Genomic DNA, 26,027 nt, shown 5'->3' with positions numbered 1-26,027 from the left:
GCCGCGTTCTTCACCGCTCTCATCACCCGCCTATGGGACCGCGCGAACGCGAAGCTGCGTGGCCTCACGGGCATCACGGTCCCCGCCGCCGGCACCGCGTGCGCCGAGCACCACGAGCCGGTTCAAGAGGCTGATCGTGCTGGCGCCCGGCTTGGCGTTCGCGAGATCCGCAAGACGCCGTCCTCCCTCTGGCGAGGTCAGCAGCGCGGCTAGGCGGTCGACGTTCTTGCCGGCCTGCCAATCCTCGAACGCCTGCGTGATACGCTTCGGTAGATTGAGGCCGCCGGTGGCCAGAGCCTTGCCTGCTTCTGCTCCGATGCCGCTCTTGCGCATCTCCGCCAACGCCTCGTTGTTGAACGAGGTGCGGGAGCCGACGTTCTGACGCGTTCCGGTCGCTTCGAAGATGTCGAGCAGACGCGAGAACCCAGCGGCCAGCCGCTCGCCGTCCGGCAGGGCGCGGATCGCAGCGAAGATACTGTCACCGGCGAGGTCGTTGCCGCGGATCGCGGTGGCGAACTTGCTGCCAGCAGCACCATTGGGGCCGCTGACAAGATCCTTCGTCCGGGCTCCGAACTCGGTGCCGAGATAGGTCCGCACCAGCTCGCGTGCCGCGAGCGGGTTGCTGCGCGAGATCGCGCCGACGGCGGCTCCAACGTCGGCAGCCGAACCCTCGGTGGGCTTGGTCGGAAACAACGCTTCGATCGCTTTCTTCACATCCGGGCGCTGTGCGATCCGACCGAGCGGCGAGCGTTCCACGGCTTCGCGGCCCTGGTGGGCGACGGCAAGCCTCTGCAATCGTCCACGGGCTTCGGGCAGGAGCGCGAGGAGGTCCTCGTTCTGGCGCATCGCCGCGCGGATGCGCTCCGCTGTCGCCCCGCCCTCTCCGCTCACCCCGTCGAGGATGCGCGTCACCTCGCGGGCCTCGAAGGCGTTGCGCGCCGCGGGCGTAGCGTTGGCCAGGAACTCACGTGCCGCGGTCGCCCCCTCAAGGTGGGACGGCACCTGCTCGGCTGGCGTGTTCAGCCTGCGGGTATCAGGGTCGCGCTGCGTCACCCGTCCGAGCGGCGTGTTGCCGGCGAACGGCTCCAGAGGTCGGCTGTTGACCGCGAAATTGGCGTCCGCTGCCGCCATTTCGGGCGCCGTCTTCAATTGCTCGTCGAGCGCGGAACGTACGTTCCCCAATCGGCTCACCATCACGCCGTCGCCGGCTGCGCGTGCCTCCCGCAGGACCTGGTCGAGACGTTCGCGGGCTTGGTGCAGCCCATCAATGGTCAGATCCGTCTCGCGCACGCCGGACACCGGATCGGGCCGGTTGCCGTGCAGATCCCTTCGGACAGCTTCCAGAGCGCTTCGGACGCTGCCCTTCGCGGTATCAAGCGCCGCATCGATTGCGTCGATGGCCGGCTGAGGGTTGACCTGCCCGAAGCGCGGGGCCGAAATTTCTTCCGTGACCGTGGTCGGCACCATGCGGGAAGAGGGACCGCTGGCCGGCTCCTTCGCGGCCATGACGATCCGCTCGTAGGCGGTGAGGGGGTCGGTTTCGTCGCCGCGCATCAGCGCCGCGGCTGCCCGGTCGAGCGTACCCTTATCGACCGTTTTCGGGTCAACGCCGGCTTCGGTCAGCGCCCGACGAATGTCGCTCGTCGCTTGGCTCGCGGAGGCCTGGAACTCGTCGCGAACCGCGTTGAAGCCCGATCGATCATCGTTGCCCTGCCAGTCCCACGGATAGGTGCGTCGGCCGCGCGCTTCCTGCTCCAAAAGGCCGATCAGCTCATCGTGAATGTTGCGCTCCATGCCGCCACCGATGTCCGGCGGCAGATAGCCCTCCTCGATCAGGCGAGTGCGCCAGTAGGCGTCGATCCCCTTGCCATTCTCACGCACGAGATTGGCGACACCGGGCTGGTGGAAGCGGTCGAGCCCCGCAGCCTTCACGTCGCCGCGCTCGAGGCCGATTCCACCGTTCTCGGCGATGAAGCGGGCGAGCGACTTCGAACCCGCCGGCACCGGGGGCGCTTCAGGACGAGTCGGCGCCATCGAACCGATGGTGTCCGGACCTTGCGGCGGCGGGTCGTAGCGCAGCGGGGCGCCCGCGTTGTTGTCGAGGGTCTGGAGCTGCGGCTCGCCGGGTCGCTCGACGGTCACCGTGCGATCGATCCCGATCCGCTCCGGCGCCGCGCGGGCGGCGGGATAATCCCGGTTTCCCTGCTCGGACCGAACTGCCTCGCGTTCGTCGGCGACCTGGCGCATCTCGCGCTGGATCACCTGCCCAGCCTGGTCCGGCGAGACGCGCCGACCCGCCGCCTGCGTGGCGCGGATCACCGCCTGTCCCTCAGGGGTCGCGGCCACCGCGTTGCGTGCGGCGGCCTGGACCACCTCACCGGTGCGGGCGGCGGAGGACGAAGCCGGAGCGATGGCATCGAGCCCAGCCTGCCCCGCCGCTTTGATCTGATCCGGTCGAGCTGCGAAGAACTCGGAGAGCCCGCCCTGTCCCTCAACGACGCGCTGGAGGTCGCCGAGGCGGCGCGGTCCGACAACCTGCTGTAGGGCTTCCGCCCAGGTCAGCGAGACGCCACGCGCCGCTGCATCGTCCATCAGCGAGCGAACGGCTGTCACCTCGTCCGCCGAGATCTTGCCCACACCGGCATCGAACAGGCGCTCGGCCGTGCTGGGACGTCGCGTGAAGGCTTGCGCAGCGCCACCGGCCACGCCACCGACCAGACGGGCCACCGGCTCTGCGGACGTGCCCTTCGTGACCTGACCGGCGGATTCCGAAGCGAGCGCCGGCACAGCGGCGTTGCGAACCGCCGTCGCGACGGTCTTTCCCGCGCCGGGCACGAACTCGGCGAGCGTGCGCGCATACTCGCCTGCCGTGGTCTGGGGCTCGTAGAGCTTGCCCGTCGCGGCTTCGAGCGCGCCGATCGCGGTCTGGCCCGGCATCGGCAATTCGGACGGCGAGGGGAGCGCACCCTTCACCGCCTCGCGAGCCGCCGCGGTCTCGGCTTCCGTCAGCGGTGCCTTGCCCGCCAGTGCTCGCGCACCCTTGGCGACCTTGTCGGTGACGTAGCCGATGCCGGCCTCAGCCAGCCCAAGCACCGTCTGCGGCAGGTCCGGGAGACCCGCAGCGCCGCGGATGATGCCCGCGCCGGCCGACTGCACGACATCACCGACGACGGACGATTTCTCGGACGCTTTCGGTTGCGGGTTCGCGGCGAGCAGCTTCTCGAACGGATCAGAAGCTGGCTCGGCAACGCGCGGCTTCGGATTGGCCGCAACCAGGTCGTCGAAGGGGTCGCTCATCGGCCGAGTTTCTCCGGCGGGATGCCGGCATTCGCAAGCATCTCCTCAAGTTGCGGGCGCAGGTCGGGGCGTTCCTTCAACATCTGCTGTGCCCGGCCCAGGTACGTGTCCCAGGTGTAACCTGCGGGAGGCTTTCCACCCTCGACGCGCTTCGGGGACGCTTTCGTACCGCTGCCGTTGGCGCTTTGAGCGGCGGAGCTGCCCTGCTCACCCTGTCCCTTGCTGTATTTCTTGAAGTTCTCGAAGGGACCAGGGAGAGCGCGGATCGCCTGATCGGCTTCATTCTGCGCCATCTCTCCGCGCAGGGCTTTCCCGGCGATCTCACCGGCTGCTGCCTGATAGTCGAGCAGACCGCGGAAGGTATCCGCGACGATCTTGTTGCCCTCCGGCGTCTTGAGGAGGCTGGGAATCGAATTGCGGAAGGTGCGCATCTCCATGTCGGAGGTCGCACCCGATCCCGGCACGCGCATCTGCGGAGTGAGCCGATCAGCGATGGCGCCGAAGGCCTCCATCTCGCCAAGCTTACCGCCGGTCAGCCCATCCGCCACGCTGTCGAGCCCGATGGCCTTCGCGTACTGCGCCATGGTGAGACGGACCTGCGCACCCTTGCCGGTCGCGATCTGCGAGCCGAGTTCGGCCAGCGTCTCGACATCGCCGCGCATCCGCACCGCGTTGTCGCTGGCATCGACGATCTCGCCGTAACGCTTGGCCTGCAGCTCGTTCGCCTTCTCCGCGAACTTGCCGGCCCCCTTGGTATCGACGTTGATCGTGGTTTTTCCGCCACCGCCGATGTCGAAGGGTTTTCCATCAGCGCCCATGCCGGCGCCGGTCCCTTCTGGGATGCCATAGCCCTGCCGTTCCTCGGCCGTGAGGGGGCGCGGCTGCTGGCCAGCGATGATGACCCGCGATTGGGTCGGATCGGTCGAGTGCAGTGCGACCATGCCGACGCCCGGCATCGCCTGATAGGTGAACTTCGAGCTGTCCTTGTCCGGAGCAGTGAAGAGTACGTCACCCGTCGACGTGTCGACGAGGTTGTTGCCGACCGTGGCGGTGTTGCGCTTCGCCTGCCCGATCGGAAGGATTCGCCCGTCGCGACCGTTCACCCAGGCGCTTTGGCCGTTCACGTCCTTCAGCTCCCAGCCGTTGTCCTGGCCCTTCAGAAGCTGGCCGAACACCTGCGCGGCAACAGCCCGGGTGTTCGGGTTCTTCCATGCCGCGTTGAGCGCGGTGCGCAGTTCGGGCGTCATCCGCGAGGCGCTGGCACCGGCACCGAAGCCGGGGAAGGCCTGCGACGGCGCTTCCGATCCGGCTCCGGGAACGGTGAAACCGACGGGCCGCGCGCCGACGGCGGGTAGGTTCGCAGCATCCGGCTCAGCCGAGGCGACCTGCGTCGCGCCCGGCACCATTCCCATCTCGCGTTCCAAGGCCTGCGTCTCGGCTTCGTTTTCCGCGATGGCGACCGAGGAGCGGCGCGGCTGCGCAACTTCGGGGGACGGCGCCCCCGCGATCTGGACCGGTGCCTGTCCGCCCGCCGTCGGCATCTGCATCGCGGTCTGCGGCAGGGCCGGCACCGTCCCGGCCGGCACCCGACCGAGCGCGGTCTGGAAGCGCCGGACATACTCCGCACCGGTCGTGCCGAGCACGTCCTTGGCGTTGGCGCCCTGCGCGAGAGGGCGGCCGGTGAACCACACCGACGCCGCATCCTCCGGGTTCCCGTACTTTGCGACCGACTGGCCGAACTTCTTCTCGAAGATCGCATCCTGGATCTGCGGCGAACGAAGGAACTCGTCTGCCGAGACCTCGCGGCCGAGCGCCTCGCGCGACCACGCCGGCAGGTTCGATTCCATCACTTGGTAGGCGCCGAGCGCGCGCCCATACTTGGGATGCGTCGGGCCGACGATGCCGTATTTACCGCCGCTCTCATTGCTTTGGATCGCCGAGGCGTACCGGCCGATGTCCGTGCCCTGCGCGAAGGTCGGCAGCGAGGAGCCTGTCGGCGCTGATTGCGCGGCGCGGCCCTTGGTGAGATCGCCAAGCGTCGTGCCGCCACCCTGGTCGCCACGGCTGGCCTGGAGGGCGCTGTACAGGTTTTCGAGAGCGGCGGGCGCCTCTGCATCCTGTGCGTCCTTGCGGGCAGCCGAGTAGGCGTCGCCGAATGCGTCGCCGAGCCCCGACACCATCTGGAAGACGGTCGCACCGTTCATCGCGTCACCCGAAGATCGAAAAGGCGGAGCTGAGGTTGCTGCCGATGTTGCCCAGCGCGGCCGGATTGCCCGACAGCGCGCCCAGCCCCTTCGCAAAGAGGTTCACGCCGCCCATGAGCGCGCCGAACCGAGCTTCATCTGCGCGGTCGCCGGCCTTGTAGCCCTCGACGGTCTGGGCAGCGATGTCCCGGGCGGACTGCTGCGCGATCCCGGCCTTGCTGGCGCCCAAGCCGTAGGCGACGCGCCCGAGATCCCCGAACGTGCCCGCCTGCGCCGTGGTCGCGCCGTACCGCTTGGTATCGAGCCCGCCGAGACGGTCGAGCCACTGGCCGAAATCCTGGCTGGCGAGGCCGCTCGCATACTTCATCGCATCGGCGTCCGCCCCGCCCGAGGCGAGCGTGCCGTTCACCGCGCGGGCTCGTGCGAGCCCCTGGAGGCCCTGGTCGAGGTTGAACTGGTAGCCGGCCGACGGGGTATAGGCCCCCCGCGCGCTGTCCGCCGCAGCGGCACCGTTCACGCCGAGCGCATCCTGGTAGAGCGTGCTGGCCTTGCCGTAGCCACCCGCGAGATCGCCCAGCGTGGTCGCCGCCTTGCCGAACTGCTCCTTCGACTGGTCATAGGCCGTGTCGAGGTAGCCATAGGCGGTATCGGCGCCGTTCTGGATCTGCTGCGAGGCGGCGATCGACGCCTGGCGGCCACGTTTGCCGCTAAAAATGGACAAGGCACGTCCTCCTATCGATGGAGTGGTTCGGTCAGCGCGCGCTCAACGGACCAGCCGAGATCCAGGCGGGTACAGACCACGTTGGTTTTCAGGCCGAAGCGCTCAGCGGCCTCGCTCACGCACAGCCGCTCGCCGCGAAACTCGATGATACGGTTGTTCCGGCGATTGCGGCCTTGGACCTTCATCGTGGCCCAGCGACAATTCCCCGGTTCATAGCCCCTGTCGTTCTCACGGCGATCCAAGGTATGCCGAGCGGATGGGCGGGGCCCCATATCCTCCAAAAAGCACTCGAACCCGGTTTTGCCAGCCTCGCCGTCTTTCCACCGATCGCACATCGTGATCCCGCGCCCGCCGTAATCGGCAAAAGCGTGGGACTTCGGATCGCAGCATCGGTTTCTGGCCATCTGCCAAGCGGATATCTCGGGGGAGGCCCGACCACCCGCTAAGTGACCGTGGCGGGTTCGCGCAGCGGCCACGAATGACGCCTTCGCGCAGCCGCAACTTTTCGCGCTTCCCGCTCGGACGCGCGACGCCCGAGTGACTACCTCTCCGCCGCACTGGCATCGGAAACGCCAGTACGCCCGCCCACCATTCGCATGGACAAATTCGACTGCGGTCAGCATTCCAAATGACTGACCGGAAATATTCGCGACGCGTCTATCCATGCAGAATACTAGCACCGATAGCTTAAATTTACTTACCCTCCAGGGCGGCGATGCGGGCTTCGAGGGCGGCGGCGTAGGCCAGCAGCCCCGACAGGAAGGCGGCCCATTCCCGCGGCAGCGGAAGGGTCGCGATGTTCGGGATGGTGGGACGGGTGATGGTGGGGCCGGTCATTCGGTGCGCGCCTCGATGGCCATCGCGCCCCCGAGGAGGGCGCAGTAAACGGGATCGGACACGTCCACGCGCCAGATCCGGCCCTGCGCGCCCGTCATGCCGGTGCGCAGCAGGTTGATGCGGGTTCGGCTCTCACCCTGCCGGCCGAGGGCGCGGGACAGCGCATTGCCCCACCTCTTCCCACCGTCGTCCGACCACGAGATGAGGGTGCGGGGATCGCGGATGGTCGGGTCGGCGGAGAGGCGGCCGACACCGAGGGCGAAGTCGAAATCCGCCCGGGGGATCGCGAGACGCGATGGGAAGCCCTGCGCCGGCAGGCTCTCGACGCGGAAGCGCAGCGGATCGCCATCTTCGGTGAAGGCGGATTCGGTCACCTCGAGGAGGCCGGTGCCGACCGTATCGCCGACGAGCCAGCGGCCCGCGAACTTCACGCTCTGCGAGGCACGCCAGCGGGTCGCCTCGTGGCTGGCCCGCTCATGCCATTGCTGCGTCGTGAGATCGTAGACCCAGGTCCGCCCCGGCATCGAGACGACCCAGAAGGCGTGACCGGCCACGAGATGCACCGAGGCCTCGATCGCCTTGCGGTCCACCTGCGCCGCCGCCGCGAGATCGCGCTCGACGTCGTGGTTCGAGATGCGCGCGGGGCTGTAGCCGTTGAGCTGATAGACGACCGAATCGTCGCCGACCCAAATCAGCTCGTTCGACCAACCTTCCTCGTGACCAGCGACCGCCCACGGGCCGATCAGACCGCGCGGAATGCCGGTGATCCGGGCGAGCGGGAAGCCGTTCTGCTGCGCCTGTCCGCCGTAGACGCCGATCCCCGACGGTCCGAACAGGAATAGCTCGTCGCGGAACGAGATCCCGCGCAGAAGCCCGCCGGGGCGCGCCTGCTCCGTCGTCTTGTCCAGCGTGTTAAATTTCAGGCTGTTGAGGCCGGTCGCGTAGCAATCGCCATTGCCGGCGGTGAAGAACAGGAAGCCGAACAGCTCGCAGACCGAGTTCGGCGCCGGCAGGCCGTTGGGGTAGGAGAGCGGCTGAGGGGCGCCATCGACGGTGAGCCGGTAGGCGCCGAGTTCGGTCACCGCCACCGCGTCGGGCGTGGGCTGCCGATTGTTGCGGGCGATGGTGATCCGCTCCGACCCGGGAAGCGGGCCGACGGCCGAGACCGTGCCGTCCTCCGAGATCCGCACCAGCGTGTTGCGATAGGCGGCGAGCACAACGGCGCCGACCTGGCGCATCCCGCGGGGCCCCGTGACACCCAGGTCGACGAACCGGGAGAGGCCGGGCGAGCGTCGGATCGACACCGGCGCACGCGCACCGTCGCCGAGCTTCTCGGCGAACGCATTGATGAGGCGGCCGGCGCTCTCCGCGTCCGACAGACCGGGGCGGCTGGACAGGGGCCAGGAGATCGCGGGCAACGGACGGCCTCGATGTCAGGAGGGCTCAGGCCGGGAGGTGCGGCGAGCGGATCAGTTCAGCGCGACGGACCGGAGCGTGCCGGCGATGTTGCAGACGCGCTTGAGCGTGCCGGCGGTCGTGTTGCTCCAATCGGCGCACCGACCTGCAGGAATGTCGCCCGTGGTGGGATCGACCGTCCGGGTGAAGATGCCCGACAGAATGCCGGAGGTGCCCTTGCCACCCAGGTCGAGGGCGATGTTGGCGTCCGTGCCGTCGGGTGCCAGCGAGGGTGCTGCCCCGGTTGCGGCTCCTCGAGCCACACCGAAGTTCGCCGTGGTTGCTCCGTTGCCCGACACGCGAAACTGATCACCGCCGCCGTTGCGAAACCGGTGAACTCCGGTGCCTTTGGTCTGGTGAGTGCATCCAACATTTGCATCATCGCCAAGACAGGCGATGGTAGGTTCACTGCCAGCATCGTTGCCGAGGACTTGAACCTTATTGGGCAGTTCACTTACGGTCAGGGTGCCGACAAGCTTCGGGGACATTAAAGGCGCGGCGCCAGAAATATCCGCGACCCCAACATTGCCATTCATTCCGAGCAGATTGGCAGCCATCGGCGTCGCGCCTGGGGCGAGAACCTGACGGAGATAATCGGAACTAATATAACCAAATGATGCACTGTTGCCAGCGCCGGTTCCATTCCACAAATAAGCGGTTGAAGCCTTGGCCCCGCTAGTTGCAGAATTGCCGATGAACGAGTTGTTGCTCGCTGGAAAGGGTGACCCCAAATCACTTACCGCATAAGCATAGGTGGTGTTGGCATCATATTCTCCAAGGCAATTGACCCCAGATACAATGTTGCCAACAATAACATTGCCGTTCGCACGGTTCGCCCCACCATAGACAACAATGCCGCCGAGCCCCGGACAAATGGCAGTATTGCCTGTAACCGAATTATTCGACGCGCCGTGTATCAATTTCATGCCGAACTGATAAGTCGTGCTAATTGTATTGGCGGCAATGGTTCCGCCTGAAGCTTGATGATCAATGCCCTCGCCGACTTCTGAGATTGTGTTGTTGGCTACCACCACGTCGATGGCCGAAGGCAGCACCGTAATACCGTCCGTCTGATACTGGTAAGACGCACGGAACGAGGCCGTTACCAAAAGCTTACGGATGACGTTGCCCGTGACCCTAACTCGGCGAGAGGGTGTGCCGCTTACCAAATTATCGTCGATTGCTACGCCGGTAAGCTGAGAATTCGAAACGGTACGATCTAACAATCCGTCCCGGATCAGGTTGTTCTGAATACGAACATCGGTGCTGCTGTTTACCTCGATCAGGTTTCCAGCGTTGAAGCCAGAAAGTTCAAGGTCACTAATCAGCACACCTGTGGCCCGGTTGACGATGATCGGCCGCGAGAATGAGTTCTGCGCCGGGGTGAAGGACATCCCGAACCCGCGCAGAACTATGCCCGTACCCCCAACCGAGACGAGCATCTGTTCGGCGCCGGTGCCGATCGCCGTAGCCGGAAAGTCCGTCGCTTTGGCGATGAACTTGCCGCTGCCGTCGCCGGTGATACCGCCGGTCGCCGCGAGCACTAGGCGAGCGCGCAGCGTGCAGGTTCGACCGGCCGGGAAGGCGACGACCCGGCCCGTGTTGAGCGCGGCCTGCCATGCCACCGTGTCGACGTCCTGCGCCAGCGACGTGACCAGGCCGGGGCTGTAGGCCGCCTGTGCCTCAGCGAGGGAGGCGAAGCGCGAGGACAGCGGACGGCCGGTCCCATCGCAAATCGCGCCGTAGGCGAGCGGATTCACGGTATCGGCCGCCATATCGGCCAGCGCCCGCGCAACGAGGCCGCTGCGGGCCGTGCCGGGCGCCGTGACGCTCATGCCCGACACATCGCCGGTCGAGCCGGGACCGAGGATCTGGAGCGCTTCGGCACCGACCGTGCCGCTGAACCGCGGGCTCGTGAGCCGCGCGTAGAGGGACGGGTTCAGGTTGCCGCTATCCCACGGCGTTTCACCCGCGAAGGTCGGCCGGGCGCCGAACGTCGCCAGCCCCATGAACGCGGGGTTCATCAGCGGCGCCTTGCCGGACACCGCGAGTTCCAGGAGCGCGGCCGAGCGATCCACGTAGGCGGTCGAGGCCGCGAAACTGGAGTTATTGCGCGGCGCCTGGGTGACGACCTGCGGGCGCGGCAACGACTGCGCGGCGGCAGCCGTCGCGAGCAGGACGCCCAGCAGCGCGGAGAGGGCGGAGCGCATCACGACCATGACAGGAGACCGCCGTTGTTCCAGGGCTTGTTCGGCAGCGCCGGGAGGGTCGTGGGAAGCGTCGCGATGAAGGCGGCCAGCGCTTCGGGCGTGAGTTCGGCCGCCTGCGGGGGCGTCATCGGCACGAACGTCCGCTGCACGATCGGGGCACCCGTGCCGCGACGGCCCCAGAAGCGTTCCAGGCGCATCGGCGGTCGGGCATCGTAGACCCGATACGCGAGCTTCAAATCGGTGCGCGCCTGCTCGGCGGCGGCGCGGATCTCGCCCGCCCGGGTGCCGCCGATGCCATAGGGCACCATGGCCCGCTCAGCGATGAGGTCGGCGAGCGGCAGATAGGCCGCGTCGTCGATCTCATCGCCGTTGAGCTTGGCGACCCCGTCGTCGAGCAGCTTCGCGCAGACGGGTTCGATCAGCTCATCGATCTCGGCGCGGTCCTCGTCGCTCGGCGCTTGGCCGGCGGCGAGCACGCCGAGGTTCTTGAGCACCCGCGCGATCAGGTCCTCGCGGGTCCTCACGTTAGCGGCCCTTCGCGCCGGTGGCGGGCTTCGGCTTGGTCGCCTCGTCGAGGTCGGCCTTCACCTTCGCCAGGTCGGCGGCAAGCGCTTCGGCTGCGGCCTTGGCCTCGTTGCGCTCCGCGACCGTCACGCGGCCGTCCTCATGCGCCTTCGAGAGGGCGGCTTGCAGGTCGGCAACGGTGGCCTGCGCCGCGGCAAGATCGGCCTGGAGGGCGTCCATCACGTTCGCGCCGTTCTCGTGCAGCGCGTCGGAGGCTTCGAGTTCGGCAGCGAGCCGCTCGTTCTCTTCAGTGCCACGGGCGATGATCGCGGTGAGGCGCTCGTTCTCGGCGATCGCCGCCTCGAGTTCGGCCAAGGGAGCCGAGACGGGTTCCGAGGCGGCGAGCGCGGCCGGCGGCACGTAGGCGCGACCGGCGGCGCGGGCGCTGAGGGCTTCGGCCGTGGCGAGGTCCGGATCCGTGATGCAGGACGGGGAAAGCTCCCAGCCATCCGGCAGCACCTCGTCCGGGAGCAGGTTGAAGATCTTGCCCGATCCGTCGGGCTTGTAGCCCCAGGTCGGAATAGTCTCAGGGGTGTCCATGAACGCCTCGTGGAGGATGCGGGGCGCTCACGGCCCCCAGAACGACGAAGGGCCCCACAAGGGGGCCCTTTCGTCTTCAGCGGTGCGGGAATGCGTCAGCCGTTGAGGCGGACGCCGAGGCGCGGATCCACGGCCTTCACGCCGTACAGAATGTCGAGGCGCCAGTTCGAGATGTCGTTGGTGCCGTCGTAGTACGGGATCAGGCGGACGGAGAGACCCTTGTAGGTCTCGCGCTCGCAGGAAACCGCGCCATCGGGCTTCACCAGCGGCACGCAGGTCAGCGCGAACGCCGACTTATGGGCCATGATATTCTGGGTGTAGGGCGTGTTGGCCGCGCCCATCCAGGTCACCACGGCGCCGTTGGCCGGGGCCGCCGAGACGGTGGTGAAAGCACCGTTCGGGAAGGCGGCCGGTGCGATGATCGCCGGGCTGATCTGGAGCTGCGCGGCGCCGTTGCCGTCCGCCACGGCCGCGGCCATCACGGTGAACTGGCGCAGGTAGGGCAGCGGCTGCTTGGTCACGTGGTTGACGGCGAAGACGCCCGCGATGGTGAACACGTCACCCTTCGCGACGACGCCACCGGCGCCGAGGCCACCGACGTTCAGGAGCTGACCGCCGAAGTCCTTCACCGCCACGCCGTTCGCGAGAACTTGCGTGTAGGTCACGTTCTGACCGGCGCCGGCCACGGTGCCGTTGGTGCGCGAGCCGGTCACGTGCACGGGCACGTTCTGGCTCATGTACGTGTCGACCTGCGCGATGCGGCCGACGCCGCCGTCGCGGTAGGCCTCACCGACGAGCTTGTCGTTGAGGAACTTGGTCTGGCTGTCGGCGAGACCGGCCTCGTCGTCCGGCGACAGCATGCAGAAGCGCGAGTCCTTCGGCACCGAGGCGTTGTTCATGCGGGTCGTGCCGCGCAGGAAGCCGGCGTAGCTCGACAGGATGTTGCCCGGCGTTCCGACCCAGTTCGCAACGGACGAGTAGAGGCCCATGACGTCCTGATCGACTTGGTTCGCGAGCGAGACCATGGCCGGCTTCAGAATGCGCTCGGACAGTTCGCCGATCGACAGGGTGCGGTCGGTCGAGCTGATGGCGAGATCGATGCCCTTCATCTTGTCGACGGTGACGGAGGTCGTGCCCTCGGTGATGTCCTGCTTCACGGCGACCGCGCCGTCACGGACCTGGAACTGCGGGGGACGCTTGATCGTGACGGCGGCACCCTTCTGGTAGCCGTTCACGGTGGACGAGAATTCGTCCTCGTAGCCGCGGTGGACCTTGGAGGCCGCGACGAGCTCGTTGTCGAGGATCTTGACCGCCGCCTTGGCGATCACGTTGGCGGTGAGGAAGTTGTTCGGCACGGTGGTGAGTCCTTATCGGCGATAGGTCTTGGCGAGCCACGCATCGATCTCCGCGTCGGGAGACGAGGGTGCGGCTGCGCCGGCGACCGGCTTCGCGGGGGCGGGGGCTGCGGTTGCGGTGCGGGGTTTCGCCAGGGTCAGGCGAGCTTCGAGCGCACCCACGGCCTTCGCGGCGGCGCGCTCGGTCATTCCGTTGAGCTTCGTGAGCACATCCGGGTTCTTGGCGAGGTAGTAGGCGAGGAGCCCACCCTTCTCGCTTTCGACGACGAGGTCGGAGACGTGAGACTTCACCTCGCGCTCGCGGGCCGCCTGGAGCACCTTGTCGAAGTCGGGGATTCCATCCCGCGCCTCGTCGCAGCGATCCTGGAAGGCCTCCTGCGCCTCATCCTTCGCGGCGCTCTGCCGGCGGGAGGCATCAGCCTCGCGGTCGGAGATGCGCTGCTCAGCGAGGGCCTTGCGGATACGGTAATCCGCCTTGGCGTCCTCGAAGGCCGCATAGTCGTCGAAGTCGGCTTCCTTCGGCGCGGCGCCGATCTCCTTCTCGACGGCGGCCTTGCGATCGCCGCCGGCGGCCGGGGCCACGCTGCGGGTCGATGCGAGTTCGGCCTCGAGATGGGCAATCCGCGCCTGCATCCGCTGGATGCCGGAACGTTTCTTGGGCTTCTCCTCGCCACCGTCCTCGCCCTCACCCTTCGGGGCTTCGGGCTTCGGGGCGGTCGCCGGTTCGGCCTGCTCTGACCCTGGTGCAGCGGGATTCGTCTCGCCTCCGGCCGGCTGGCCTTCGATCGAGGGTTCCGCTGCGGTCGAGGTCTCGCCGCCTGCCGCCTGCGTGTCCGCCGGCGCGCCCAGCACGATCAGGTCCTCGGGTTCCATGTGTCGTTCCAAAGAAAAACCCGCCGCGCGGGGAGCGGGGCGGGCTGGTTCATCCTCACGGCCTGGCGGCGGGTCCGCCGGCCTGCGGGATCGGGGAGGGCGCGCAAGCCCCACAAGGTGAGCAGCTCGCCCCGTAAGGAGGGGAGCTTGCCTCATAAGCGGGGAGCTTACCTCACTAGGAGGGGAGCTTGGCGCCGATCGGAAATGCTCAGGGGATCGAGACGGGGCCTGTGCCCGCACGTCTCGCGACGGATAGTCCTTGGGGCCGTTTTGCCCGTCGGGTCAAGGGGGTTCGATGGCTGCCGCAGCGGGAGGGTCCCACCGCGACAGCCGCATTCAAGCCGTTCGCTACGTCACGCCGCCGCGCTGTAGATGTCCGCCAGCGATGCGCCTTGCACCAGGTTGGAGTTGGCCGCGAAGAGCGTCATCGCGGACTGACGAACTGAGGCATAGCTCGTATAGTCGTAATTGAACTGATAGCCTCGATTGGCAACGTACTGAGCGCCAGCCATTCCGGGGAAGACTTCCGGCGCAGAGTTTCCGGCGCCGGTGTTCTGGGTACGCTGATCAACATAGAGATTGTTGTTGAACAGCACCGTTCCGCCGCCGGTCAGCGTGCGCGAACCCGACCCGCCGGGCACCGGATCAGCGGTGTAGGTCTTCGCGGTGCCTGTGGTGTCGACGAAGACGGCAAAGATGCACCGTGAGATCGCCGGACCGTGGCGGGTCGCATCGCCATTGCACTTCTCGACCGTAATCCGGCCGCCACCGGCGCTGAGCGGATCAGCCTCGGTTGCGCGGAAGATCGTGATCTTGTCGACAACCAACCGGTCATCAGGGTCCATGCCCGCGAAGATAAGACCGTTAAGCGTGCTCATGTGGATGACACAGTTCGTGATCCGCCCACGGACGTACACGCCGGCCCGGAGATCCTTGAACAGCTTGCCCTGCGTCTGCTTGACGTTCTCATCCGCCTGCATGGCATGCACCTCGAAGTGGATCGAGACGCGCATGCTGCGGGTGCTGCCGGGATTGCCCTGCGTACCGTCACAGTGGGCACCGGCGAACTGCGAACCGAAGTTCGGCCGGGCATACACGTTGTCGGAAGAGCCGTAGAAGCTTTCCGATGCCGGGAACGCCGGGCTAGTGCCGGAATAGTTGTCGTTGAACAGATCCACCGAGTCGAGGAGGAAGTTTCGATAATCGTTCCGGCGATGCGAAATGTTGACGAAGGTCTGGAGATAGCTCGCGTTCAGCGTGTTTTTGATCTGATTGTCTGCGATCTCGATGTTGCCGCCGCTCAGAACTTTGATGCCGGTCGGATAGCGGGTGTAGGGCGCGCTGTCCGATGCACCGATCCGATTGCCGCGGATGATGTAATTGCCGGCCCAGGTCGGCGCCCCATCCATCCGGATCTTGATGCAGGTGGTCGCTTCCTGCGGCGCATAGTTGTCGTCGGTGCGATCCGAGACCGAGATGTCGGAGCCATCGGTCCCGGCGACGTTCTCCGTCACCATGTCGAGAAGGGCGATGTTGTTCGACGCCCACAGAACCAAGCATTCGCCCTGGGTGGCATTGGCGAAGCCGACCAGTTTCGCCGTCTGGGGCACGCGCGGTTGGATCGTCAGAGAGCCGTCCTTCATCGAAGCTTTGGCGCTCCGCTGAATTTTGGTCTCGTCGACGACCAGCCTGTTCACATCGGTGAAGCTGCCGCCAAACAGCTTATCCTTGATCAGGATGCCCGCCGTCGTGGTGGCCGCCGAGACAGATCCGATGCGCGGCCGAACCACCCAATCCGTGCCGCTAGGGGCCGTCGCGTAGGCGTAATTGACCGCGGCCATGAACGTGGCGGCGTCAACTGCGTCGTACACATCGAGGGCGCCGGCCTCGGTTGGGATGCGCAGGCTGGTGGCTAGGGTGTCCCCCGTAACCGTCAGGCTGTACGGACCCGCGTTGAGCCCCGCTGTCTGCCCGGCCGACGAGACCGTAACGACACCGCTCGAATCCACCGCGAAGTGCGATGCGTTGGCACCGCTGATCGAGGCGCCCGCCGCGAGCTTGTAGACCCGCGTTCCCGACCGGGTCAGCGTGCCGACCGGCTCGGCGGTGATCGTCGCGCTCGCACTCGCTCCGGCAACCCAACCCATGGAAATCTTCCACGGGATCACGGCGTCCGTCGCGATCTTGATATGGCCGCGGGGCCCGGGATGCAGGCCGGTGCGATCGTTGTAGGCCGCCGTCACCTTCGTTCCGGCCGTGAAGGCCTGGGTGCCGCCACCGGCCAAGGTGACGTTGTTGCCGCTGATGCTGCGCACGGCGCTGTCGTAAGCCCCGGTGCCGCCCGGGTTCACGATCACGATGTCACCGACCTGCACCGAACCGAGGTCCGACAGCGGAAGGGTGGTCGCACCGGACGCGATGTCAGCCGAGAGCGTGGTGTTGAGCGCCACGACCCCAAGCTTGTCGCGGTTGCTGCCCGTGTCGAACGAGATCGCCCGCCAAGGCGCGAACGAGCCCGCAATCCAGCCCTCGGAGCGAGCCTGCGCGGTCGGATCGCCATTCGCGGCGCCCTTGCCGATGATGTCGTTGGCGGCCCACCGAATGCCGGGGCTGGTGCCGCCGTTGTACGCATCGCTCGCGGAGACCGTCTGATTGGCAAGGCTCTGGTAGCCGTCCGAGGACGAGGGCCGCGGCAGCATCTCGGAGTGGTAGATCGGCACGCCCGGCCATTCGTCCTTGCACCGCTGCCAGAAGCCGGTGAGCCACGAATACGGGTTGGCGATCGATGCGGAGTTGTTGCCGTGGTTCGACCCGATGAACGTCATCGGCGTCTTACCGCCGTTGGCGTTCGTGGCCTTCAGGATCGCGTCGAGCTTGCGGGGCCAGTTCGCCCGGTTGGCCATATCCGACGGACGCGACCCCTCGAGGGCAATCGTGCCGAAGGGGATGCGCTTGCTCTGGGTGTTGTCGTCGAGGCCGCGCTGCCAATAGCCCATGCAGCCGCGCGGGGAGAGGAAGCCGGTCAGGCTGTTCTCGTTCGCACCGGCCTGGATCGAGTCACCGACCATCAAGCCGACCGGGCGGCCATCCCAGCCCTTGGCGATCATGTAGCCCGGGATGAATGCACGGCTGACGGCGTTCGCGGACGTGAGGGTCCGCCCATCCGTGAGGGCCGCCGCGAGGCTGCTCGTCGAGCCGACGGACACCTCGCCCAGATCGTTGGCACGCACCGACCCCCACATCGTCGCGCCGCTGGCGCCATTGAAGGCGATGCGGCACTCGATCAGGGTGTTCGCCGGCAGCGTCACGCCCGGGATGGCATCGAGCAGGTAGCCCGACGGCTCGACGGACGGGTCCATCGTGAACGCGGCGGTCGGGCACGAATACCACTGCCCGCCGACCTTGATCGACAGTCCCTCGTAATTGATCACGTTGGGGCCGGCGACCTCGGCGTTCGCGGCACCGCCGGTGGTCTGGTAGAATGTCGGCAGGAAGAACTGCGGCTCGGTCACCGGATAGTCGGGGGTGCCGATGAAGAAGCTCTGGACCTGATAGATGCCAGCCGCCGGGAAGGTGCCGGTCGTCGTCGGGAAGCGCAGGCGCGTAGCCGCGAACATGCGACGGGTCGGATCGCCATCGCTGGCCCCGGCCGCCGCCGTCAGGGCGATCGTCAGCGTCCGCCCGGCACTCGTGGTGATCGTATAGTTCACCACGCCGGTCGACGAGGCGGTCAGGCCGACGACCAAGGCGCTGCCGAGCGAGATCGCGACCTGTCCGTTGCTCGGAGAGATGGACGATACGGTTTCACCCGAAGACAAGCCGGAGACGGGTGCGATCAGGGACCCGGCGGGCTGGCCTGCCACGAACGAAGCGGATGCCGGGCCGAGCGGAGATGCGGGGGCGGCAGCCTCGACCGTCACCGTCACGGTGAACGTCTCGCCCGTGCTCAGGATGACCGTGTAGGCCTTCGTGCCGACGGCGGAGGCGGTGAGACCGACGACGATTGCGTTGCCGGCGGCGTTGAACGCCAAGCGGCCGTCATTCGGCGCGATCGATTTCGCGGTCACGCCCGAGCCGAGGCCGGTAATCGCCGCAACCAACGAACCAGCCGATGCACCGACCGTGAACTTGGTGGCCGCCGGGCCGAGACCGACGATGACTGCCGTGAAGGCGCTCTCACCCGGCAGGGTCCACGCGAAGCCGTAGCTCTCACCGGAGGCGGCAGCGGCGCTCAGGGCGTAGCTGGCTGCCCCGTTCGCCGTAACCGTGGCGGCGCCGAGGGTCGTGACCGTGCTGCCGACCTTTTTGCGACAGACCGCGGTTGCGCCGGCCGGTACGGTGCCGGTGACGAGCATGGCGCCGACGGCGACCTTGCCGACCGAGGCAGCGGGCGAGTTGCCGCCGCCGAACAGGTTGAAGAGGTTGCGCTGGGCCATGGTTCAGCCCCGACGCAGGACGGTGACGGAGCAGGTCGCCGTGGTTCCGGAGGTGACCACATCGCGAACCGCGAGGTTGTCGACGATCGCGGTGCCCTGCTGCGCGTAGAAATCGAGCAGCGAGCCGTCCTGCATCATCAGCCGCAGCGTGCCCGGCGCCGAGCAGGCCATGGCAACGCCATCGCCGGAGGGCACCGGCGTTCCGGGCGTGATCGGAGAAGCGGACCGATAGGTGAAGGTCTGCGACAGCTGCGCCAGAGCGGGCAGCGGGGTGAGCAGAGCGCAGGCGAGCGCAAGGGTTCGGACAAGACGCATGGTGCGCTCCGTTGGGTAGGTCGAGGTTGGTGGAGGGGTTACGGCGCCGGCTTCAGCACTTCCGCGAGCCAGCCTTGGCAGGTGATCGCGTTGCCGGCCGCCGACCATTGCGCCGAGGATGTGAGGTCGAGCGGCTGGCCGTAGTTCAGGCCCACGATCGGCGGGCCGCCGAAGATGCGGACTTGGTTGTCGTCGATGGTCAGAATGCCCGTGCCGACGATCCCGGATTCGGTCACGAGGAAGGTCGCGTCAGCCTGCCAAGGCGAGTTCGCCGTGCCGATCAGGCCCATGATCGCCCGCAGCGGCAGGAGGGACACGCCGCCGAGCCGGATGCGCGGGGTAATCGAGGGCGTCAGACCCGACGAGCTGTAGAGCCCGAACTGAAGGAGGCGGATGCACGAACCCGGCACGAGGGTGTTCGCCGGAATGGTCATCTTCGGGAGGAAGGCGGTCTCCGACGTCGAGGTGACGACGTTCCCCGCCGGAATCCGACTGTTGCCGGAGCGGCTCAGACCAACCGCAGCAGCGACCTGCGCCGCCGATTGAAATGGGCTGGTGCCATACCCCGGCACGACATCAGTTCCCCTCGCCCACCGTCATCTCGACGTCGGGCGCACCGCCATCGCCGAGGACCGCCGCGAAGCGCTGGCCTGTCTGAAGGGTATGGATCTCCACCGCACCGGCCGGGATGGCGACCGAAGCCACGGTCGGAAGGTCCATCGTCGGCTTGGCACCGAACTCGATGCGGGCCGGTACGTTGCCGCGGTTCCAGATGCGGACCTGCGTGCCGCCGCCATGGGGCAGGTTCGGCAGGACCTGCGCACCATTCAGGGCGGTGTTGGCGTTGAGCCGGAGCGTCGCGAAGGGCGTCGGGCGGAACGGGTTCGGGATCGACATCAGAAACCCATCAGGTCAGGCGCGGGCTGGCCCAGCGCGGCGGGGTCAAAAGAAAAGCCGCCCGGAGGCGGCTCGCTGGTCATCATCTCCGGCAGGGCCGGGGGCGGCGGTTCGGCCATGGGCGGCCCATCCTGCGCGATCGGCGGGACAGCGCCCGACATCTCTTCCATGAGCATCGAGACCACGTCGGAGAGTTGCGCCACGGCGGCGCCGATCGCCTCAATGCGGGGATCGGAAGCGATGATGCCGCCATCCATGCCGGGCACCTGCGGACGGTTCGCCTCCACGATCCGCGCCTGCGCGTCGATGTGGGCCTTCTCGATCTCGGCCTGGATCTTGAGAACGTCAGCTTGGAGCTTCTCCCGCTCGACGTTCAGCTTCTCCATGTCGAGCTGCTGGCGGCCCGCCTCGATCTGCTGCTGGCGCTCCTGCTGCGCCATCGCCGCCTGCTCCTGCGGCGAGGGTGGCATCGGCGGGGGCGGGGCCTCGCCGCTCTCCTGCGCCTCCATGGCCTGGATCTGGGGCGGGAGCATCGCGCGGATGCGCGCCGCGATCTTGTCCGCCATCGGCCAATCCTGCGCCTTCGCCAGAAGGTCGAGGATCATCGGCGCGAGGTTCGGCGCGGCGGCGACGAGTTGCAGCATTCCATCAAGCGCGGCCTCGCGGCGCGTGGTGTAGCTCGGCCCCATCTCCATCGCGACATCGTAAGCGCCCACCGTGACGTCGTTCCGGATCTTGTCGAGCGGGTCGCCCTCGTCGGCCAGCCCGGTCACCTCGTTGATCTGCACCCGATCAACCTTGCCGTCCTCGCCCACCACCCGGATCGTCCGGGCCGTGTCGTAGACGTGCGGGATCAGGTCGACGACGACCGAGCCGGTATGGCGGATCGATCGGCTGAAATTCACGATGTAGACGAACGAGCCGACATCGCCCTCGCGTTGGCGGGCCTGGATCGCCTTGCCGCTGGTCTCATTTGAGCGAGCGCCGAGGCTCGCATCGTAGACGCCCGTTACGGCCTTCATGTCCTCCGCCGCCTCGCGGGTCAGCTCGGCGAGGCCCGCGCTCGCGACCGGCGGCTGCACACGCTGCGGGACGGCGATCGGCGCGTTCGGATCGGCGTTGAACGGCAGGAACGGATGGTTCTCCGTGTTCGCCGTCTCCCAAACGTGCTCGTAGCCCTTAAACTGCTTTTCGGTGCCGATGAACGGCGCCTTGGGCTGGAGCGCCACAACTTCGGTCTGGGTCGAGCGGGCATAGTTGTAGGCGCGCTGGGCATCCTTCGCCATGCGGATCACGCCGCGCCGCAGCCGCCTCCGACCGATCTGCATCTCGATGCCGACGGCGGGAATGATCGGGATGAAGCGCCCGGGCCAAGCTGTCGGCCCCTCCAGCACCTCCGTCGCGGTGATGAGGTAGCGTTCCACCTGGTGCCCGTCGCGCCGCTCGATACGGGCATTCACGGCCTGCGCGCGGGCCAGCCGCTCCGCGTGGTCCGCGTCGCTCTTGTCGGTCAGGTCGAGGATCTCGCCGTCCGGCATCAGGGCGAGCGTTTTCTTGACCGGGCGCTTCAGCCAGTATTCCGCAACGCGCACCGTGTCGTGCGTCGCCCACTCCGACAGGCCGCCTTCGTTCAGGTCGGCATCCCCAAGCTGGGTCGGGGTCGCTTCCGGATAAGTCTCTTCGAAGACGTCCCGGCTCATGTCGACGGGCACGAAGCAGAACCGGGCATCCTCACGCGTCGGCAGGCGCGCATCCGGGTCCCAGCGGACCCCGACGCCGTCCGCGACCGGCGAGATGCGGATCTCCTGCTCGAAGGTGGAATCAGACCCATACTCGGTCTCGACGCGCCAATGACCGATGCCGCACGCCACCTGCTGGTCGGCGCCGGCGAAGTAGGCCGAGGCCGCGTCCGAGCGGTTCTCGACGTAGCGGACCATGCCGGCGATGACGTCGGCGGTTTCCGGATCGCCGCGGCTGTCCACCGGCACGACCTTCACCGCCGGGCGCATCTGCCGAATGTCGCCGGTAATCTGGGCGATCGTGGTGGGCAGTCGGTTGAATTCGAGGCACGGCCGGTCGGCGCGACTGTCCTTCGCCTCTTTCGTCCACTGCGCGCCGGGCACCTCCAGGAACTCGAGGTCGGCGTAGGCCTCCGTGCGGTTCTCCCGGTCGGCCTCGTCAGCGCGCCGCCAGCGCTTCAGCGCGGTCGCGTGGACCGCGGCAAGGTCGGACTTGCCTGCGTCCTTCTCCGGGGCCGCCTTGGGCTCCGGCGCCGCCTCCGGCAGCATGATCGCATCGGGGGCCGGGCGAGGGGCGCGGCGCTTCGGGGTGCGGGCCATCAGCGAACACTCTTCGGGCGCGCGGAGAAGCGGGAGAGCCATGCCCGGGCTTGGGCGGGCGTCCGCAGTATCGCCAAAGCCCGCACGGCTTCCGTGCGCACAGGATCACGCTCCCAGCGGTTGCCGGGCTTCGGAGGTTTGACCATCGCGTCAGGCACCCATCCAGCCGCCGCGGCGACGGCCGCTCGCGCTACCGATTTTCAGGGGCGCTTCCTCAATCACCGGCTCGGCGAAGGTGAGTGCGACCGCATCCCATGTGTCGGGCGAGGGAATCCCCATCGACCGCATCTTTTCCTTCGACCAGAGCTGCACCTGGCCGCGGCTGTTGTGGCTGTAGCCGGTCGAGCAGGCATCGGCCTGGATCTCGTCCTCGTCCGGAATGTCGACGCCGGCCGGGTCCTCCAGCCAGTCGAGCGAATTCATCCAGATCTCGGCGCGGCGGTTCAGCGGGCCGGGCAGCTTCTCGCCCGTGGTCGGCGAGTAGCGATCGGGCGCGATCGGCGCGCCGCCGAAGTTCACCGGGACGACGATGCCGCGACCGGGCGTGCCGTAACCGCGCTCGACGAGGATGTCATAGACGCCGGCACCGTAGCCGCCGGTGACGTCGATGAAGCACTTCGTCGGGTTGTCGCGGTCGATCTCCACCGCGACGTGGTTCGCGCTCTCCGGGATCGACAGCCCGACCGGGCCGCCTGCCGACAGCAGCTTGCGACCGCGGCGCTTGGCCAGCGCGTGACGGTCAACGCCCTGGTGCGCAGGGTCGTAGCCGAACACGAGCGGGCCGGAGGCCTCCACCGTGCGCTTGCGGGCAGCCATCACCAGCTTGGCGCTGATGAGGCCGTTCGTATTCGCCATCTGGAAGGCCTCTGCCGCGGTCGCGGGGTATTCCTGGCGGAACAGGCTCTCGCCCAGGTCCGCGATCTTGCGTCGGCGCCAGAACATCTGCGCCGCGTCGAGGCCGTGCGCCTCAGCGTAATCGACCTCGGATTCGTTCTGCTCATCCGGATCGGTCGACAGCGTGAAATCCGGCGGCGGCTCCTTCCGGTAGCCCTCATCCCAGAACCACGGGACGAAGATCGCCTGGAACTCGCTCTCGCCCCGCTCCGCCTTCCGCCATTGCTGGTGGAAGTAGTTTCCGACCCCGTTCGCCGTGCTTTCGAGGATAACCTCGGTGCCCGGCTCATCCGCGATGGCCTGGAGGATGCCCGACGCGTGACTGTGCGCGTGCGGCCAGAACCCGACCTCGGAGCCGTGGAAGAACTGGAGCGTGTTACCGCGTCCCACCGCCTTCGAGCCCGCGGTGCCGACCTTGTACCCGCTATCGAGGCGGTCGAAGAGCAGCTCCTTCGCGTTCGCCGCGCCGGTCGAGGGCTTCACGAGCGAGGGGCAATGCTCGTGATACCGCGAGACCATCTCGAACAGGGCGGCGGTCGAATCCTCCTGGTGGGTCAGGATGAAGGTCCGGACGCCGCGGTTGTGGCTGGTGCGCCAGAAGAACCGGCCGCCGATGTACGTCGAGGCGCCCTGCTGCCGACCCTTCAGGATCAGCGCCCGGACGCTGCCCGTGCTCAGGAGCTGATCCTGTAGCCGGGCGTGAATGTAGCGCTGCGCCTTGTTCAGGGTGAACGGGACGATCTTGCCCGACTTCGTCCTGATGCGCAGGCAGCGCGGCGCGTAGTGCTCGAAATCGCTCTTCAGCTTCTGGCGAACCGCGCGCTCGCGGTCACTCAAGGTCGCCGAGAGCATCCTCGTGGCTGCGGACTGCAACATTCGCGTCGATCCGCTGACGGTTGGTGTAGGCGTCGCCCATCTCCTTCGCGACCTGGACGAGGAGGTTGGCCGCGAGCACCGCGTTGCCGCGCTTCTCGGCCGTCTCGATCAGGCGGGAGAGCGTCCGCAGGCGCACCACCTTGTGCGAGACCGCGATCGCCGCCGTATCGGTGAGGAAGGTCGTCCGCGTGGCCTCGAACAGGTCCCGGAATTCTTGCGACAGCGACGCGCCGGCCCGCTTGCCCGGGTCGTAAGCCTCGATCGACTGCCGAGCGATCTCGATGCCGAACTCTTCCTTGACGGCCTTGGCCACTTCGGAAGGGGTCTCGAACATCGCAAGTTGCTGGACGACGAAGGCTTTCACCTCGTCCGGCAAGGTCTGCTGCGCCATGGCGTTCGTCAGGGTCCGGTCAGGGTCGTCGGCAGGTGCCGCACACGCTGCTGATGTCCGCCGAGCAGATCAGCGGGGCCCGTGAAGCAGCCTCGACGAGCGCCCGCGTCCGACCCGCCGCCGGGCCGACGCCGTACCGCTCGACGATGCCAACGAACTCCTCGACGTCATGGCCACGGATGCCGAACACGGGGCGGCCGGTCTGGCTGTTAAATTTCGGCGCGCCCCAAACGTCCTTCTTCTGGCCCGCGTGCAACAGCTCGTGCTCGACGAGGGCGCAGAACGTGGCGTCGTCGGCTTGGTCCGCGAATCCGGCATCGAAGGTGAGCAGGAAGTCTGGCACGTCGCCGAACCAGGCCATGATCTGCTGCGTCCAGCGCGCCTTCGCCCAGCGATTGCCGATGAAGGTCGCTTCCTCGCACAGCCCGACGACGGCGTTGCCCTGTCGCGCGTTCGGCAGCGCGCACCAGAGCATCCCGAGCCGGGCGTCGCGGAGATGCAGGTGTTCCTCGTTCAGGAGCGGCGCGCCCTCATCGATGAAGGTCGCGCGGGCCCAGGCCTCCAGGTCGTGCGCCGGCTCGACGGGCGTGAGCGTGAGCGCGCCCTCAGCGCCGAGCAGGCTTTCCGGAGGCCGCGGGCGGGACAGCATCACGCGAACAGCGTCAGGCAGGCCGCCGGGAACCAGCGCTCGCCACCGGGCCACGCGCAGAGGAAGCGCCGCGGATAGAGCTCCAAGTCGACGACGAGCATCTGACGTTTGCCGGTGTTGAGCCGGACGCGCGAGCCGACGCCCATCATGCGCGCGCCATCCCCTCGACGCCGACGCATCGAGCGGTGACGCGCCACGGCAGCCGACCGACCGGCAGGCCGAGCGCGGCGGGCGGCAGGACGGCCGCGAGATCCTGGAGGCGAGCGGCGCGCCCGTCGCAGGCGTAACGCCCGCCGATCATCCGACCCGACCCGAGCAGCGGGCGGCAGACCTCACCGCGGCAGGCGCGAGCCTCGACGCGGAAGCCCAGGACCTCCGCCTTCACCGGGGCGGACGAGCCGAGCACGAACAGCAGCGGCACGAGGCCGAAGGCGAGCCACAGCGGATCAAGCCGGGGCGGGCGGGGATCGGCGGTGTGCATCAGACCCACTCTTCCCGAACGAGCGCCCGGCGGGCCTCGTCGAAGCGCAGTTGCGCGCTGGCGACGGCCAGGGCGGTATCGGCGTTGCGGTTGGCCTCGCGGGCATCGCGGGCCACGTCGAGCGCGCGGCGAGCGTCAGCGAGGCGTCGCTCGGCAGCCGACGTCATCGACCGCTTCCGTTGCTGAGGACGCGGCCGGTGCGGATCACCGGCAGGGCCGGCGCCTCCGGCTCAGGCGAGGCGAGGAACCTGCGGAGGAAGGCGATGAGCTTCACAGGCTGAACCTCGAAAGGGCGAGCCGACGCAGCTCCACCGGATCGGTGGCGACGTCGTCGGCGGGCGTGGTGACGAGCACGGGCGTCGCGGCCGGCAGGCGGCAGACGGCCATCAGGATGCGGACGCGTTCGGCCTCGCGGCGGATCGCGCTGGGATCGCGCATGTGCGCGCCGTAAGCGGACGCGGCCGGATCGGTGCGGCCGAGGGCGATCGCCTCCGCGCGCGAGATGGGGGAAGCGCTCATCCGACGATGGCCTCGTGCGAACCGGGCTGGAGGACGTGCGTCTCGGCCCCGTTCCATCGGAACAGGTACTCGACGGCGCCGCGGTATTTCGGATTGTCGAGCAGGTACGAGACGGAGGAGACCCGCCACGTTCCGCCGCTCGGCGAGGGGATGCGATCGGCGTTCAGCCCGTCC

At 67.7% G+C, this 26,027-nt stretch carries 24 protein-coding genes; all 24 read right to left on the bottom strand.

Annotated elements, in window-relative coordinates; genetic code table 11:
* Window positions 1-30: 30 nt before the first annotated feature.
* Entirely contained in the window at window positions 31-3,297 is a 3,267-nt protein-coding gene (locus MFF26_RS12285) for a hypothetical protein (protein ID WP_238308055.1), read from the bottom strand.
* Window positions 3,294-5,501 (bottom strand): hypothetical protein, encoded by a 2,208-nt coding sequence (locus MFF26_RS12280; protein ID WP_238308054.1) that lies wholly within the window; start codon window positions 5,499-5,501, stop codon window positions 3,294-3,296. Before MFF26_RS12280 ends, MFF26_RS12285 begins: the two co-directional genes overlap by 4 nt.
* Before the next feature lie 4 nt (window positions 5,502-5,505).
* Window positions 5,506-6,222, bottom strand: coding sequence for a hypothetical protein (locus MFF26_RS12275; RefSeq protein ID WP_238308053.1), 717 nt, complete (start codon window positions 6,220-6,222; stop codon window positions 5,506-5,508).
* Between the two features lie 11 nt (window positions 6,223-6,233).
* The gene (locus MFF26_RS12270) at window positions 6,234-6,626 is read right to left on the bottom strand and encodes a hypothetical protein (RefSeq protein ID WP_238308052.1); all 393 of its coding nucleotides are present in this window, start codon (window positions 6,624-6,626) and stop codon (window positions 6,234-6,236) included.
* Window positions 6,627-6,915: 289 nt separating this feature from the next.
* A complete protein-coding gene (locus MFF26_RS12265; protein WP_238308051.1) occupies window positions 6,916-7,059 on the bottom strand; it encodes a hypothetical protein in 144 nt (47 codons plus the stop codon).
* Window positions 7,056-8,477, bottom strand: a complete 1,422-nt coding sequence (locus MFF26_RS12260) for a packaged DNA stabilization protein (protein WP_238308050.1) — start codon at window positions 8,475-8,477, stop codon at window positions 7,056-7,058. Before MFF26_RS12260 ends, MFF26_RS12265 begins: the two co-directional genes overlap by 4 nt.
* A 51-nt stretch (window positions 8,478-8,528) precedes the next feature.
* Window positions 8,529-10,733, bottom strand: a complete 2,205-nt coding sequence (locus MFF26_RS12255; RefSeq protein WP_238308049.1) for a right-handed parallel beta-helix repeat-containing protein — start codon at window positions 10,731-10,733, stop codon at window positions 8,529-8,531.
* Complete coding sequence (locus MFF26_RS12250; RefSeq protein ID WP_238308048.1) at window positions 10,724-11,248, bottom strand: hypothetical protein; 525 nt, start codon at window positions 11,246-11,248, stop codon at window positions 10,724-10,726. The genes MFF26_RS12255 and MFF26_RS12250 overlap by 10 nt, the downstream gene beginning before the upstream one ends.
* A 1-nt stretch (window position 11,249) precedes the next feature.
* On the bottom strand, window positions 11,250-11,828 hold the full coding sequence (locus MFF26_RS12245; RefSeq protein WP_238308047.1) for a hypothetical protein: 579 nt from the start codon (window positions 11,826-11,828) through the stop codon (window positions 11,250-11,252).
* A gap of 95 nt (window positions 11,829-11,923) precedes the next feature.
* Window positions 11,924-13,183 (bottom strand): P22 phage major capsid protein family protein, encoded by a 1,260-nt coding sequence (locus MFF26_RS12240; RefSeq protein WP_238308046.1) that lies wholly within the window; start codon window positions 13,181-13,183, stop codon window positions 11,924-11,926.
* A 12-nt stretch (window positions 13,184-13,195) separates the two neighbouring features.
* Window positions 13,196-14,056: a hypothetical protein gene (locus tag MFF26_RS12235; RefSeq protein WP_238308045.1), complete on the bottom strand. Its 861-nt coding sequence runs from the start codon at window positions 14,054-14,056 to the stop codon at window positions 13,196-13,198.
* A 353-nt stretch (window positions 14,057-14,409) separates the two neighbouring features.
* Window positions 14,410-18,492: a hypothetical protein gene (locus MFF26_RS12230; RefSeq protein ID WP_238308044.1), complete on the bottom strand. Its 4,083-nt coding sequence runs from the start codon at window positions 18,490-18,492 to the stop codon at window positions 14,410-14,412.
* Between the two features lie 3 nt (window positions 18,493-18,495).
* The gene (locus tag MFF26_RS12225; RefSeq protein WP_238308043.1) at window positions 18,496-18,807 is read right to left on the bottom strand and encodes a hypothetical protein; all 312 of its coding nucleotides are present in this window, start codon (window positions 18,805-18,807) and stop codon (window positions 18,496-18,498) included.
* Between the two features lie 38 nt (window positions 18,808-18,845).
* The gene (locus MFF26_RS12220) at window positions 18,846-19,379 is read right to left on the bottom strand and encodes a hypothetical protein (protein ID WP_238308042.1); all 534 of its coding nucleotides are present in this window, start codon (window positions 19,377-19,379) and stop codon (window positions 18,846-18,848) included.
* 4 nt (window positions 19,380-19,383) lie between these two features.
* The gene (locus tag MFF26_RS12215) at window positions 19,384-19,704 is read right to left on the bottom strand and encodes a hypothetical protein (protein ID WP_238308041.1); all 321 of its coding nucleotides are present in this window, start codon (window positions 19,702-19,704) and stop codon (window positions 19,384-19,386) included.
* A complete protein-coding gene (locus MFF26_RS12210; RefSeq protein WP_238308040.1) occupies window positions 19,704-22,043 on the bottom strand; it encodes a portal protein in 2,340 nt (779 codons plus the stop codon). The genes MFF26_RS12215 and MFF26_RS12210 overlap by 1 nt, the downstream gene beginning before the upstream one ends.
* 150 nt (window positions 22,044-22,193) lie before the next feature.
* A complete protein-coding gene (locus MFF26_RS12205; RefSeq protein WP_238308039.1) occupies window positions 22,194-23,774 on the bottom strand; it encodes a terminase large subunit in 1,581 nt (526 codons plus the stop codon).
* Window positions 23,767-24,204 (bottom strand): DUF2280 domain-containing protein, encoded by a 438-nt coding sequence (locus MFF26_RS12200; RefSeq protein ID WP_238308038.1) that lies wholly within the window; start codon window positions 24,202-24,204, stop codon window positions 23,767-23,769. Before MFF26_RS12200 ends, MFF26_RS12205 begins: the two co-directional genes overlap by 8 nt.
* A 19-nt stretch (window positions 24,205-24,223) precedes the next feature.
* Window positions 24,224-24,853 (bottom strand): putative metallopeptidase, encoded by a 630-nt coding sequence (locus MFF26_RS12195; protein WP_238308037.1) that lies wholly within the window; start codon window positions 24,851-24,853, stop codon window positions 24,224-24,226.
* Entirely contained in the window at window positions 24,853-25,002 is a 150-nt protein-coding gene (locus MFF26_RS12190) for a hypothetical protein (RefSeq protein ID WP_238308036.1), read from the bottom strand. Before MFF26_RS12190 ends, MFF26_RS12195 begins: the two co-directional genes overlap by 1 nt.
* Window positions 24,999-25,334 carry a hypothetical protein gene (locus MFF26_RS12185; protein ID WP_137831620.1) on the bottom strand — a complete coding sequence of 112 codons (336 nt, stop codon included), beginning with the start codon at window positions 25,332-25,334 and terminating at the stop codon, window positions 24,999-25,001. Before MFF26_RS12185 ends, MFF26_RS12190 begins: the two co-directional genes overlap by 4 nt.
* The gene (locus tag MFF26_RS12180) at window positions 25,334-25,501 is read right to left on the bottom strand and encodes a hypothetical protein (RefSeq protein WP_238308035.1); all 168 of its coding nucleotides are present in this window, start codon (window positions 25,499-25,501) and stop codon (window positions 25,334-25,336) included. Before MFF26_RS12180 ends, MFF26_RS12185 begins: the two co-directional genes overlap by 1 nt.
* A 103-nt stretch (window positions 25,502-25,604) precedes the next feature.
* Window positions 25,605-25,853 carry a hypothetical protein gene (locus MFF26_RS12175; RefSeq protein ID WP_238308034.1) on the bottom strand — a complete coding sequence of 83 codons (249 nt, stop codon included), beginning with the start codon at window positions 25,851-25,853 and terminating at the stop codon, window positions 25,605-25,607.
* On the bottom strand, window positions 25,850-26,020 hold the full coding sequence (locus MFF26_RS12170) for a recombinase family protein (RefSeq protein WP_283207393.1): 171 nt from the start codon (window positions 26,018-26,020) through the stop codon (window positions 25,850-25,852). The genes MFF26_RS12175 and MFF26_RS12170 overlap by 4 nt, the downstream gene beginning before the upstream one ends.
* Window positions 26,021-26,027 lie beyond the last annotated feature (7 nt).

It is taken from the genome of Methylorubrum suomiense (genome assembly GCF_022179765.1).
Classification (GTDB): domain Bacteria; phylum Pseudomonadota; class Alphaproteobacteria; order Rhizobiales; family Beijerinckiaceae; genus Methylobacterium; species Methylobacterium suomiense.
This window is presented reverse-complemented; position numbering and strand designations above follow the sequence as displayed.